10 protein-coding genes and 1 tRNA gene are annotated in these 12750 nt (G+C 73.3%); 5 read left to right on the top strand and 6 right to left on the bottom strand.

What is annotated here, in order from left to right; all coding sequences use genetic code 11:
- Positions 1 to 68 precede the first annotated feature (68 nt).
- A tRNA-Thr gene (locus tag ACFY23_RS14480) sits at positions 69 to 145 on the bottom strand.
- A 333-nt stretch (positions 146 to 478) separates the two neighbouring features.
- Here ACFY23_RS14480 and ACFY23_RS14475 point away from each other — a divergent pair.
- Positions 479 to 1570 carry a sn-glycerol-3-phosphate ABC transporter ATP-binding protein UgpC gene (locus ACFY23_RS14475; protein WP_350683676.1) on the top strand — a complete coding sequence of 364 codons (1092 nt, stop codon included), beginning with the start codon at positions 479 to 481 and terminating at the stop codon, positions 1568 to 1570.
- Positions 1571 to 1763: 193 nt separating this feature from the next.
- On the opposite strand, the gene rlmB is transcribed toward ACFY23_RS14475, so the two are convergent.
- A complete protein-coding gene (gene rlmB, locus ACFY23_RS14470; RefSeq protein WP_350818948.1) occupies positions 1764 to 2894 on the bottom strand; it encodes a 23S rRNA (guanosine(2251)-2'-O)-methyltransferase RlmB in 1131 nt (376 codons plus the stop codon).
- Positions 2894 to 4309, bottom strand: a complete 1416-nt coding sequence (gene cysS / locus ACFY23_RS14465; RefSeq protein WP_350681670.1) for a cysteine--tRNA ligase — start codon at positions 4307 to 4309, stop codon at positions 2894 to 2896. Before cysS ends, rlmB begins: the two co-directional genes overlap by 1 nt.
- A gap of 63 nt (positions 4310 to 4372) precedes the next feature.
- Here cysS and ACFY23_RS14460 point away from each other — a divergent pair, with 63 nt between their 5' ends.
- Both ACFY23_RS14460 and ACFY23_RS14455 read left to right on the top strand, forming a co-directional pair.
- Entirely contained in the window at positions 4373 to 5020 is a 648-nt protein-coding gene (locus ACFY23_RS14460; RefSeq protein ID WP_350681672.1) for a helix-turn-helix domain-containing protein, read from the top strand.
- Between the two features lie 134 nt (positions 5021 to 5154).
- Positions 5155 to 6141 carry a hypothetical protein gene (locus ACFY23_RS14455; protein WP_350681674.1) on the top strand — a complete coding sequence of 329 codons (987 nt, stop codon included), beginning with the start codon at positions 5155 to 5157 and terminating at the stop codon, positions 6139 to 6141.
- 125 nt (positions 6142 to 6266) lie between these two features.
- On the opposite strand, the gene ACFY23_RS14450 is transcribed toward ACFY23_RS14455, so the two are convergent.
- Both ACFY23_RS14450 and ACFY23_RS14445 read right to left on the bottom strand, forming a co-directional pair.
- Positions 6267 to 6974 (bottom strand): HAD family hydrolase, encoded by a 708-nt coding sequence (locus tag ACFY23_RS14450; RefSeq protein ID WP_350681676.1) that lies wholly within the window; start codon positions 6972 to 6974, stop codon positions 6267 to 6269.
- A gap of 13 nt (positions 6975 to 6987) precedes the next feature.
- A complete protein-coding gene (locus tag ACFY23_RS14445; RefSeq protein WP_350681678.1) occupies positions 6988 to 7953 on the bottom strand; it encodes an EamA family transporter in 966 nt (321 codons plus the stop codon).
- A gap of 76 nt (positions 7954 to 8029) precedes the next feature.
- Here ACFY23_RS14445 and ACFY23_RS14440 point away from each other — a divergent pair, with 76 nt between their 5' ends.
- On the top strand, positions 8030 to 8575 hold the full coding sequence (locus tag ACFY23_RS14440; protein ID WP_350681680.1) for a CGNR zinc finger domain-containing protein: 546 nt from the start codon (positions 8030 to 8032) through the stop codon (positions 8573 to 8575).
- A gap of 111 nt (positions 8576 to 8686) precedes the next feature.
- On the opposite strand, the gene ACFY23_RS14435 is transcribed toward ACFY23_RS14440, so the two are convergent.
- Positions 8687 to 10087 (bottom strand): class II fumarate hydratase, encoded by a 1401-nt coding sequence (locus tag ACFY23_RS14435; protein WP_387036059.1) that lies wholly within the window; start codon positions 10085 to 10087, stop codon positions 8687 to 8689.
- A 215-nt stretch (positions 10088 to 10302) separates the two neighbouring features.
- On the opposite strand from ACFY23_RS14435, the gene ACFY23_RS14430 reads away from it, so the two are divergent.
- The gene (locus ACFY23_RS14430) at positions 10303 to 12744 is read left to right on the top strand and encodes a hypothetical protein (protein ID WP_350681684.1); all 2442 of its coding nucleotides are present in this window, start codon (positions 10303 to 10305) and stop codon (positions 12742 to 12744) included.
- The last annotated feature ends 6 nt before the right edge of the window (positions 12745 to 12750 follow it).

Raw genomic sequence — 12750 nt, 5'->3', positions numbered from 1 at the left:
GCTGCTGTCAGCGTTGCTGTCAACCGGCCGGCTCATGACAGCGCCGGGCGCGAAATGCCTGATGGAATTGGAGCCCCCGGCCGGGATCGAACCGGCGACATCTCGCTTACAAGGCGAGTGCTCTGGCCAGCTGAGCTACAGGGGCGCGTGGTGCCGACGTCAGCATAGCGACTGACGTCCGGATTTCCCGCTCGGCAGGCCCCGCGAGCACCGGAAACGTCCACACGTCGGCCCGGCACGCGCGACGGCGGGGGCGATTGATGTCCGCCCGTGCCCGAGTGACCGGTATGTGTATGCCATCCGTCCCATCCGATGCCTCCCGTCTTGGCATGCGCGGGAAAGCCGTTTACCGTGCAGTGACACGGATGACACCTCGATCATCGGCGCGTCGCCCGTGGGCCGGTGCACGCACGTGCCGGCCGCTCCTTCCACTCGGATCGTCCGGCACGTTCCTGCCGGTGAAAGGAAGCACCTGACCATGGCTACGGTCACCTACGCCAAGGCGTCCCGGATCTACCCGGGCACCGAGCGCCCCGCCGTCAACCAGCTCGACCTGGAGATCGGTGACGGCGAGTTCCTCGTCCTGGTCGGCCCCTCCGGTTGCGGCAAGTCCACCAGCCTGCGGATGCTCGCCGGCCTGGAGGACGTCGACCAGGGCTCGATCCACATCGACGACCGGGACGTCACCCACCTGCCCCCGAAGGCCCGCGACATCGCGATGGTCTTCCAGAACTACGCCCTCTACCCGCACATGACGGTGTACGAGAACATGGCGTTCGCGCTGAAGCTGCGCAAGACCTCCAAGGCCGAGATCGACCGGCGGGTCAAGGAGGCGGCGGGTCTGCTCCAGCTCGAGGAGTTCCTGGGCCGCAAGCCGAAGGCCCTCTCCGGCGGCCAGCGCCAGCGGGTGGCCATGGGCCGGGCGATCGTCCGCGAGCCGCAGGTCTTCCTCATGGACGAGCCGCTGTCGAACCTCGACGCGAAGCTGCGTGTGCAGACCCGTACCCAGATCGCGTCGCTGCAGGCCAAGCTGGGCGTCACCACCGTCTACGTCACCCACGACCAGATCGAGGCCATGACCATGGGCCACCGGGTGGCGGTCATGCTCGACGGCGTCCTCCAGCAGGTGGACACCCCGCGGGCGCTCTACGACACCCCGGCCAACGTCTTCGTCGCCGGCTTCATGGGCTCCCCCGCCATGAACATCAAGACCGTGCCGCTGAACGAGAAGGGTGCCGCGTTCGCCGAGATGCACATCCCGCTCACCCGCGAGCAGGTCGAGGCCGCCCGCGCCGACGGCGGCGACGGCAAGGTGACCGTCGGCTTCCGGCCGGAGGACTGCGACCTGGTCAGCCCGACCGAGGGCGGCATGCCGGTCGTCGTGGAGCTGGTCGAGGACCTCGGCTCGGACGCCAACGTCTACGGCCACGCCGCGCTGGAGGGCAACAACGAGCGCTTCGTGGTCCGCACCGACCGGCGCACCATGCCGAACATGGGCGACACCGTGTTCGTCAAGCCGCGCGAGGGCCGCAGCCACGTGTTCAACGCGGCCACCGGCAACCGCATCTGACGTACGACGTCACGGGGGTGTCCACCGATCGGTGGGCACCCCCGTTGTCGTCCCGGGCCCGGTGCCGGGCGGTCACCGACGCGCGACCGATCCGGCTCCGCACAGGTCGAGGCGGAGCGGGCCGCGGTGGATCCACGGAAAGGAGAAGGGGCGGCCCCGCCGGCGGGGCCGCCCCTTCTCCGTGTCTGCGGGCTCAGCCCTCGGCGGCGCGGCGGCGTGCCACCTCGGCGAGGGTGACCGCGGCGGCGACGCTGGCGTTGAGCGACTCGACGTCGGACACCATCGGGATGCTCACCGTGAGGTCGCAGGTCTCGCCGACCAGGCGGGAGAGCCCCCGACCCTCGGAGCCGACCACGACGACCAGCGGGCCGACCGCGGCCTCCAGGTCGTAGAGGTCGGTCTCGCCGTCGGCGTCCAGGCCGACCACCACGAAGCCGGCGTCCTGGCACGCCTTCAGCGACCGGGTCAGGTTGGTCACCTGGGCGACGGGCACCCGCGCGGCCGCGCCGGCGCTGGTCCGCCAGGCGGTCGCGGTGATCCCGGCCGCCCGCCGCTCCGGTACGAAGACGCCCTGCGCGCCGAAGGCGGCGGCGGACCGGATCACCGCGCCGAGGTTGCGCGGGTCGGTCACGCCGTCCAGCGCCACCAGCAGCGGCGCGGTGTGCTCCAGCGCCGCCGCGACGAGGTCCTCGAAGGGCTCGTACGCGAACGGCGGCACCTGGAGCCCGACGCCCTGGTGCAGCACCCCGCCGGTCATCCGGTCCAGCTCGGCGCGGCTGATCTCCAGGATGGCGATGCCCCGGTCGGCGGCCGTCCGGACGATCTCGTTGACCCGGTCGTCGATGTCGATGCCCTGCGCGGTGTAGAGCGCGGTCGCCGGCACCTGGGCGCGCAGCGACTCCAGGACCGGGTTCCGCCCGACCAGCAGCTCCGGGGCGTCCTTGGCCGGGTTGGACTTGCGCCCCGGGGCCACCCGGGGACCGCCGCGGCCGGCGGGGCGACCGCCCCGGCCGGCGGTGCCACGCCCGCCACCCGGCGTGCCCCGGCCACCGCCCTTGCCCCAGGTGGTGTCCTTGGTGCCGGGCTGGCCGATCTTGGGGGCGCGCCCCTCCTCGGCCGCCGCCCGGCGCTCCTTGTCCTGCTTCCAGGCGGTGCGCTGGGGCAGCTTCTCGGTGCCCGAGTACGCCTTGTGCCACGGCCGCTCGTCGGCGGGCAGGGTCCTGCCCCGCCCGGCGAGGGCGTCCTTGTTCTTGCCGCCGGAGCCCTTCGGGGCTCCCGCCTTCGGCGTCAGTCGCCGGCCACGGCGCTGCGAGTTGCCGGCCATCAGTCCTGCTCTCCAATAGTCCAACGGGGGCCCTGGGGGGTGTCCTCGACCACCACGCCGGCCTGCTTGAGCTGGTCGCGTACCGCGTCGGCGGCGGCCCAGTCCTTGCGACCGCGGGCCTGCGCGCGCTGCTCCAGGGCCAGCGCGACCAGGGAGTCCACCACGCCGCGCAGGTCGTCCGCGCGGCCGCCTCCGGTCCACGCCGGGTCGAGGGGGTCGACTCCGAGGATATCCAGCATGGCGCGGGCGGCGGCCAGCGCCGTGCGGACGGTCACATCGTCGCCGCCGGTCAGCGCGGTGTTGCCGTCGCGGACCACCTCGTGCAGGACGGCGAGCGCGGCGGAGGTGTTCAGGTCGTCGTCCATCGCCGCCGCGAAGGCGCCCGGCAGCTCGCCGAGCTGGCCGGCGCCGACGCGCTCGGCGGCCCGCTGCACGAAGCCCTCGATCCGGCGGTACGCGACGGCCGCCTCGCGCAGCGCGTCCTCCGAGTAGTCGATGCGGGAGCGGTAGTGCGCGGCGGCGTAGTAGTAGCGCAGCTCCACCGGGCGCACCCCGAGCGAGTCGACGTACGCCAGGTCGAGGGCGTTGCCGAGCGACTTGCCCATCTTGGCGCCGGCGATGCTGAGCAGCCCGTGGTGCACCCAGTAGCGGGCGAAGGGCAGCCCGGCCGCCTGCGACTGGGCGATCTCGTTCTCGTGGTGCGGGAAGGTGAGATCCAGCCCGCCGCCGTGGATGTCGAACTCGGCGCCGAGGTAGCGCCAGCACATCGCCGAGCACTCGATGTGCCAGCCCGGCCGGCCCCGCCCCCACGGCGACGGCCAGTAGGCGTCCGCCGGCTCGTCGGGCTTGGCGCCCTTCCAGAGCGCGAAGTCGCGCGGGTCCCGCTTGCCCCGGTCGGGCGCGTCCCCGGCGGACTGCATGTCGTCGGGGGACTGGTTGGACAGCGACCCGTACGCCGGCCAGGAGCAGACGTCGAAGTAGACGTCGCCGGAGCCGTCGGTGGCCGGGTAGGCGTGCCCGTCGGCGATCAGCTTGGCGATCAGCTCGTGCATCTCCGGGATGTGCCCGGTGGCCCGCGGCTCGTAGGTCGGGGGCAGCACGTTGAGCGCCCGGTAGGACTCGGTGAGGATCAGCTCGTTGGCGTACGCGATCGACCAGAACGGCCGCCCCCGCTCCACCGACTTGACCAGGATCTTGTCGTCGATGTCGGTCAGGTTGCGGATGAAGGTGACCTCGTAGCCGGCGGCGAGCAGCCAGCGACGCAGCACGTCGTAGTTGACGCCGGAGCGAAGGTGACCGATGTGCGGCGGGGCCTGGAGGGTGAGACCACACAGGTAGACCCCCACCTTGCCGGCTTCCCGCGGGACGAAGTCCCGCACCGATCGGGTGGCGGTGTCATACAGGCGTAGCGTCACCGTACAAGGGTAGCCGTCCGCGCTTTCCGGGGTCGTCCGGAGCCGGGTCGTACGCTGCTGGGCGTGGACACGACGGCGCGGGGCGGGGAGACGGCGCAGACGCTGGACCGGGGGCTGCGGCTGCTGCACCTGGTCGCCGACGCGCCGGGCGGGCTGACCGTCACCGAGGCGGCGAACCGGCTGGGCATCGGCCGGGCGGCGGTCTACCGGCTGGTGGGCGCGCTGACCGCGCACGGGATGCTGCGCCGCGACGGCGAGGGCCGGCTGCGCCTCGGCGCCGGGGTGCTGCACCTGGCCCGGCGGGCCCAGCCGCTGCTCGCCGAGGGGGCGCTGCCCGCGCTGCGCAGGCTCGCGGAGCAGGCCGGCGCGACCGCCCACCTGACCGTGGTCGAGGGCGGGGAAGGGGTCGCGCTCGCCGTGGTGGAGCCGACCTGGACGGCGTTCCACGTCGCGTACCGGACGGGGGCGCGGCACCCGCTGGAGCGCGGGGCGGCCGGGCGGGCCATCCTCGCGGGCCGGGCGGGCGCCGCCGGCCCGGTGAGCACCGCCGGAGAACTCCAGGCCGGGGCGTACGGGGTGGCCGCCCCGGTGCTCGGCGTACCGGGGCTGGAGGCGAGCGTCGGGGTGGTGGCGCTGGCCCCGCTGGACGCCGAGGTGGTCGGCGCCCAGGTGCTCGCCGCCGCCACCGCGATCGCCGCCGCCCTCTCCTGACCACCCGCCGACCGAGCGCCACTACCACATCCGCCGGCCGTCGTGGCGGTTGTCCACAGGAGGCTCCCCGGCAGGCGGGCCGGCTCGTCCACAGGGGCGCCGGGGCGGGCGGCGTGGCCGGCACCCTGGTCCACATGCCACCCTCACCGCACCGGCCCAGCACCCTGGCCTGGCAGGTCTTCCGCGGCTCCGACGCGGTCCGGCGAGGTCTCGTCACCGAGCACCAGCTGCGCAGTTCCGCCTGGATCCGCCTCCGCCACGACGTGTACGCCGACGCCCGGCTCGACCGTGATCACGCCCTGGCGTGTCGGGCGGCCGCCCTACGGCTGCCGCCCGAGGCGGTGGTGGCCGGCCCCTCGGCGGCGTACCTGCACGGCGTCGCGCACGCCGCCACCTTCGCCGACGACGTGCACGTCCTCCTGCCGAGGACGATCCGGGTCGGCCCCCAGCGTGGTCTGCGCGCACACTCCGTGGGACCGGCCACGACGCCACCGACCGCACCTGCGGCGGTGGGCGGCCGGCCACGGGATCGGGTCCAGCCGTCCGCCCGTCCGGCCGGCGGCACGTCGCCGGCGCTGCCCGTGACCGCCGGGCCACCGCCGAGGACGGCACCGGCCGCGGCGGCGTGGGAGTCGGCGGTCTGGTTGGAGCCGCTGCGTGCGGTCGGCATCATCGACGCCCTCCTCAGACAGGGCCTCACCAGCCGCGACGCGCTCGCCGAGACCGCCGACCGGAACGCCGACCGCCCCGGCGGCAGGCGGGCGCGCTGGGTGTTCGGCCTGGCTGATCCGGGGGCTGGGTCGCCCGCCGAGTCGCAGCTGCGGGTCCGGCTGGTGCTGGCCGGGCTGCCGCGCCCGGTCACCCGCCACCCCGTCCGCCTGGCCTCGGGACTCGTCCTGCACCCCCAGCTGGCCTGGCCTCGGCACCGGGTCGCCGTCGAGTACGCCGGACGCCGGCACGCCGCTACCGACCACCCGCAGCTCGACCGCCACCGGTTCGACCAGCTCGTCGGAGCGGGCTGGCTCGTGCTGCACGCGACGCGCCGACGCCTGCACCAGGAGTTCCCGGCGTTGCTGGTCGAGGTCCGCGCCGCCCTGGCGGCCCGCGGCTGGCGGCACTGACCCACGTGCCCGGCGCGCAGGGTGACCGGGGCAGGGCCAGCCCATGGGACTTTCTGTCGAAGCTTCGAACAGTCACGGGCACTCCGTGATCCGCTCGAAGCCTGGGCTGGGCCGCTGTCCGGCGACTACGCAGGCGCTACGGCTCCGCTAGGCGCCGACGAGAGTCGCTCGACCACCTCCGGCAGCTCCCACAGGGCGGACACCTCGGCGTCCGGGAGCAGCCCCGCCGGGCGGGACAGGCCGAGCCGGTTGAGCCAGACAGCCCGCAGGCCGGCCCGACGGGGCCCTTCGACGTCGTGCGCCGGCGAGTCGCCGACGTGCACGATCTGCTCGGCCGGCACCCCGGCGGCCTCCACCACCGCCGCGTAGAACCCGGGTGCGGGCTTCTTCGGCAGGCCGTTCTCGTGTGCGTACAGCTCGAAGGCGAACTGCCCGGTCAGCCCGCAGCGCTCGGCGCGGCTGTTGCCGTTGGTGGCGAAGCCGAGCGTCCAGCGCTGACGCAGCGCCGCGAGCACAGGCAGCACGTCCGGGTACGGCCGGGTCAGCGCGAAACGGCGGGCGAAGAACAGGGCCGCGAGGTCGTCCAGGTGGTCGTCGAGCCCGGCCCGGGCCAGGGACCGGGCCAGCGCCGCCCGGCGGATCTCCCGCACGGGCGCCGCCGCGAGCTCGCCGAAGACCGCGTGCCAGTCCGACTCCAGGTCTGCGAGGGACACTCCGGCCGCCGCCGGGGTCAGCCGCCGCATCTCCCCGAGTACGGCCACCAGCCCGCCGGTCACCGCCGGGCGCAGGTCGAGCAGGGTCTCGTCCGCGTCGAACACCACTGTGGTCAGCACGACCGCAAGGGTGTCACGGCAGGGCGGGCTCGGCGGGGCGCGGCTCCGGGCGTTCCGCGGGCCGGGGCGCGCGCAGTTCGTCGACGCGCACCAGCGCGACGCCGGCGACGATCAGGGCGCCGCCGAAGAGCTGCACGACGGTCGGCAGCTCGCCCAGCACCAGCCAGGCGATGAGGACGGCGAACATCACCTCGGTCAGGCCGACGAACGACGACAGGCGGGCCCCGAGGATCCGGGTCCCGGCGATCCCGGCGAGGTACGCGACCACCGCGGCAACCAGCGAGAGGCCGGCGATCGGGAGCAGCCAACTGGTGCGCTGCCCCGCGAAGGTGACCTCGCCGAAGGTGGCCCGCAGCGGCAGTGCCCCGACCGCCCCGAGCAGCAGCAGGACGACCGCGCCGACTGCCATGCCGCCGCTGGCCATGGCGACCGAGGGCAGGCCCGCGTCGGCCCGCCCCGCGAGCACGAAGTAGCCGGCGAGACCGACGGCCGCCCCCAGCCCCCACAGCACGCCCACCGGGTCGAGCCGGGTGGCGCCGGTCAGGTCGAGGACGAAGAACAGGCCGGCCATCGCCGCCGCCGAGCCGGCAACGGTCAGCCGGCGGGGGCGGTGCCCGTGGACCAGCCACATCCAGCCCACGACCAGGATGATGCCGAGGTACTCCAGCAGCAGCGCGACGCCGACCGGCAGGTAGCGGACCGCGTTGAAGAAGCAGACCTGCGCGGTGGCGACCCCGAGCAGCCCGAACACGCCGATCGCGGCGAGGTTGCGCCACAGCACGTCCCACTTCCCGCGCAGGGACAGCGCCGCCGGGACCGCCACCACCAGCGCGGCGATGCCGACCCGGGCGGCCACGGCGGCCTCGGCGGACCACCCGGCGTCGATCAGGGAGCGGGCGAACGTGCCCGAGGTGGCGAACGTGACGGCGGAGAGCAGGGCGAGGCCGAGCCCGAGCCCGGCGGCGGGTGGTTGGCGCATCGGTCCGCTCCTAGCTGTCATGAGTCAAGCGTGGCTATGCTCATGACGCTAGGCCGGCGCACCGACAGGAGTCAAGTTGCCTTTCGCCCATGACACGGACTGCTCCCTGACCGCGGCCGCCGCGCTCGTCAACACCGACGGCCCCCACGGCGACGGGCTGCCCGACATCGCCGCCCTGGACGCCTTCTACGCCGCGCACGCCTACACCGGGCGGCACGAGCACACCGAGGCCGAGCTGCGGTCGGTGCGCGACCTGCGCCCCCGGCTGCGCCGCATCTGGTACGCCGACACCGACGAGGTCGTCGCCATCGTCAACGGGCTGCTCCGCGAGAACCACGCGTTGCCGCAGCTCATCACGCACGACGACGAGCCGTACCACCTCCACGCCGTGCCGCGCGACGCGCCGCTGGCGACCCGGATCGCCGTGGAGGCGGCGATGGCGATGGCGGACCTGGTGCGCTACGGCGAGCTGAGCCGGCTGCGGATCTGCGACCACCCCGACTGCACGAACGTGCTGGTCGACCTGTCGAAGAACCGCTCCCGCCGGTTCTGCGACGCGGGCTGCGGCAACCGCGCCGCGGTCGCCGCCTACCGGGCCCGCAAAGGCCGCCCCCGGCCGTGAGTCGGCCCCGAAACGGCGCTGGGGCCTGACAGTGCCCGCCTCCTGACTCGGCCGACGGGACCGAGCGGGGCGAACCCGACCGGGGCGGGAACCGACCGGCCGCGGCGTGGCTCAGGGGTGGGTCATGCGGAGCAGGTCGAGCGCCTCGTCGAGCTGGGTCTCGCTCAGCCTGCCCGAGTCGACGTGCCCCCGGGAGATGACCACCTCCCGGATCGAGACCTGCTTGGCCAGCGCCTCCTTGGCGATCGAGGCGGCCTCGTCGTACCCGAGGTGGCGGTTGAGCGGGGTGACGATCGACGGCGAACCCTCCGCGTACGCCAGACAGACCTCGGCGTCCGCGACCAGGCCGACCACCAGGCGGTCGGCGAAGAGCCGGCTCGACGCGGCGAGCAGCCGGATCGACTCCAGCAGGTTGCGGCCCATCACCGGGAGCATGACGTTGAGCTCGAAGTCGCCCTGCGAGCCGGCGAAGCCGACGGCGGCGTCGTTGCCGATCACCTGCGCGCAGACCTGCCGCATCGCCTCGGCGACCACCGGGTTCACCTTGCCGGGCATGATCGACGAACCCGGCTGGAGGTCGGGGATGCGCAGCTCGCGCAGGCCGGCCCGGGGGCCCGAGCCCATCCAGCGGATGTCGTTGGCGATCTTGTAGAGGCCGACGGCGATCGTGCGCAACTGCCCCGAGGTCTCCACCAGGGCGTCCCGGGCGCCCTGCGCCTCGAAGTGGTTACGCGCCTCGGTCAGCGGCAGCCCGGTCGCGCCGCGCAGCCTCTCGATGACCTTCGCGGCGAAGCCGAGCGGCGTGTTGATGCCGGTGCCCACCGCCGTCCCGCCGAGCGGCAGCTCGGCCAGCCGGGGCAGCGACCCCTCCAGCCGCTCGATGCCGTAGCGCACCTGGGCGGCGTACCCGCCGAACTCCTGCCCGAGGGTCACCGGGGTGGCGTCCATCAGGTGGGTACGCCCGGCCTTGACCACCGTCTCGAACTCCACCGCCTTGCTTTCCAGCGCCTCCGCGAGGTGGGCCAGCGCGGGCAGCAGGTCCCGCGCGACGGCCTCGGTGGCGGCCAGGTGGATCGACGACGGAAACACGTCGTTGCTGGACTGCGAGGCGTTCACGTCGTCGTTCGGGTGCACGTCCCGGCCCAGCTCACGGCTGGCCAGGGTGGCGATGACCTCGTTGGTGTTCATGTTCGACGACGTGCCGGAGCCGGTCTGGAACACGTCGATCGGGAACTGGTCGTCGTAGCCGCCGTCGGCCACGTGCGCCGCCGCGGCGGCGATCGCCGCGGCCACGTTCGCGTCGATCACGCCCAGCTCGCCGTTGACCTCGGCCGCCGCCCCCTTGATCTGGGCCAGCGCCCGGATCTGGGCCGGCTCGATGCCCCGGCCGGAGATCGGGAAGTTCTGCACCGCGCGCTGCGTCTGCGCCCGCCACAGCGCCTCGGCGGGCACCTCCACCTCGCCCATCGAGTCGCGTTCGATCCGGTAGCCCGTCGCCTCTGGAGTCGTCACGCCTTCCATCCTGCCGCGTCGACGAGGGACTCGCAGATGATCGCCCAGTCCGGCTCGGCGCGCAGCGGCACCGCAGCGCGCCGGTCCGGCGACGCGTCGGGACGCACCGGCGCCAGCCGTCAGGTTCGTCGCCTGATCATCCCCGCCGCCCGGCCGAAAGTCCGGCGCGCGACACAAACTGACGGACTTAAACTCATGAAAATCCCATCTCTCCAATGGAGGGTTCCAACTTGCACAGCAACGGGGGCTCCACCGGTGTGCCCGTCGCACGCCGCCGGCGCGTTCCGCGCCGACTCCTCGCCACTGGCCTCGCCGCCCTGCTCGCCGCCACCGGCACGCTGATCGCCACCGCACAGCCCGCCGCGGCCGGGCTCACCTTCCTCCGCCCCACGAGCGTCGCCGTCACGGACGCCGAGCGCCCCAACGACACCTTCCCCGCGACCGACGGCACCGTGCCGGTCGGCTCCTGGAAGGACTCGGACGGCGACAAGCACACGTCCCGGGCGTACTTCACCTTCGACCTGACCCGGTACCACGGGCAGCGGATCATCAGCGCCCGCGCCATCACCGGCGAGCGGACGGTCAACGACTGCGACAAACCGCGACAGCTGGAGCTGTGGCTGACCGACACTCCGACCACCCCGCCCACCTGGAAGAACGCGCCCACCGCGCAGAAGAAGATCGCCGATCTGAGCCTGCCGGAGGCGCCCTGCCCCTGGGACTACCTCTCCAAGCTGGTCACCGACACCGTCGCCACCGCGGTCACCGCCCAGCAGGACACCGTGACCCTCATGATCCGGGTCGGTGACGGCGAGGAGGACCTCCACTACGGCCGGCGGATCACCAACCTCGGCCTCTCGCTGGAGCACAACGCGACGCCGAACGCGCCCGGCAAACTGAGCGTCAGCGGCGTCGCCTGCACGGACGAGACCTTCATCGGCTCCACCAGGCCCGAGTTCCAGGCCGAGGTGACCGACCCGGACGTCAACGAGACCGGCGGCAGTGACCAGGTGACGGCGACCTTCGCCTGGTGGCCGGTGGACCGGCCCACCGAGCGGACCGAGTACACCTGGCCCTACTCGATGCACGCGCCTGCCCGGTTCCGCTACGTGGTGCCGGAGGGGCAGCTGGTCCACGGTGGGCGCTACGCCTTCGCCGTCCGCGCGACCGACCAGTACGGGGACACCTCGGACTGGTCGGCCGAGTGCCGGTTCACGGTCGACACCCAGAGGCCGGCAGAGCCGGCCGTCGTCTCGACCGACTTCCCGCGCTACCCCGAGCAGTCCGTCATCGGGCCGAACGTCCCGGGCCGGTTCACCGTGACCGCCAACGGCTCGGACGACGTCGTCCGGTACCAGTACTGGGGTTACGACGGATCAGGGCAGGTCGCCGCCGACGGGCTCGGCGGTGGCGGCACCTTCACCTACACCGCGAAGCGCCCCGGCCCGCACCGTGTCGAGGTGTACAGCGTGGACCGGACCGGCAACCGCTCAGCCACCGTCAACTACGAGTTCTGGGTCCGGGACACCGCACCCCGGGTCACCGACGGCAACCCGGAGGGCCGGCTGGGCCAGCCGCGGGAGATCACCTTCTCCCCGGTGATGGCGGACGTGACCGAGTACGTGTGGTGGTTCAACGGCCAGGAGCGCACCGTCGCGGCCAACGCCGACGGCGTCGCCACGGTGACGGTGACCCCGACCGAGATCCAGAACACGCTGCGGGTGCGCAGCCGCACCAGCGGCGGCGTGCCCTCCGGCGACGCGGAGTACAACTTCCGCGTCCGGACGTCACCCTTCGTCACCTCGGAACAGTGGCCGGACGGCGGGACGCCCGGCGCGCCGGCGGGCACCGAGGGGACCTTCGTGTTCCGGCCGGCGATGGACGACGTCGTCGAGTACGTCTACAGCTTCGACTACGGCGACCCGCAGACCGTGCCGGCCGGCCCGGACGGCAGCGCCACGATCACCCACACTCCGCGCGACGCGTCGAACTACACCCTTGAGGTGTTCAGCCGGACCGGCGCCGGGGTGCAGTCGGAATCCACCTTCTACTCGTTCTCCCCGGCCTCCGTCGCCCCTGAGGTGAATTCGGAGGTGTACCCGCGGAACCTGACCGGTGGCGGGCCGGGCGTCCCGGGCACGTTCACGTTCACGCCGCACGCCGGCACGAGCGGGGTCACCTCGTACGTCTACCAGTTCACGGGTGAGCCGGAGCGGACGGTCGAGGCCGGCGCCGACGGCACCGCCACCATCGAGTGGACTCCGCGGACGTCCAACAGCGAGTTCGGCGGCTGGACCCAGCTCCAGGTGCGGGCCAGGACGGCCGGCGGAGTCGTCACGGACGCGCAGTACTACTCGTTCCGGGTCAACCCGCAGAGCCCGCTGGTCACGTCCGACGTGTTCAGCCACCAGGGCGGGGCAGTGGTCGGCCAGACCGGCGAGTTCGTGTTCACCAGCCAACTGGCCGGCAGCACCGAGTTCGTCTACTCCATCGACAGCGGCCCGGAGCAGACCGTCGCGGTCGGCGCGGACGGCACGGCCCGGGTGACGTGGACGGCGGACTCGGCGTACAGCCACAACCTCAGGGTTCGGAGCCGGACCGCGGCCGGCGTGGTCTCCGGCGAGACGTACTACAACATCTGGATCGACTGGAGCTGACGCAGG

Source organism: Micromonospora sp. NPDC000121 (genome assembly GCF_042899165.1).
GTDB lineage: Bacteria > Actinomycetota > Actinomycetes > Mycobacteriales > Micromonosporaceae > Micromonospora.
This window is presented reverse-complemented; position numbering and strand designations above follow the sequence as displayed.

What these genes read in the sequence shown, in the direction of transcription:
- ACFY23_RS14475 (WP_350683676.1), top strand. Translation starts at nt 479, where the DNA reads ATGGCTACGGTCACCTACGCCAAGGCGTCCCGGATCTACCCGGGCACC.
- ACFY23_RS14445 (WP_350681678.1), bottom strand. Translation starts at nt 7,953, where the DNA reads ATGCGCCAACCACCCGCCGCCGGGCTCGGGCTCGGCCTCGCCCTGCTC.
- ACFY23_RS14430 (WP_350681684.1), top strand. Translation starts at nt 10,303, where the DNA reads ATGGAGGGTTCCAACTTGCACAGCAACGGGGGCTCCACCGGTGTGCCC.
- rlmB (WP_350818948.1), bottom strand. Translation starts at nt 2,894, where the DNA reads ATGGCCGGCAACTCGCAGCGCCGTGGCCGGCGACTGACGCCGAAGGCG.
- ACFY23_RS14455 (WP_350681674.1), top strand. Translation starts at nt 5,155, where the DNA reads ATGCCACCCTCACCGCACCGGCCCAGCACCCTGGCCTGGCAGGTCTTC.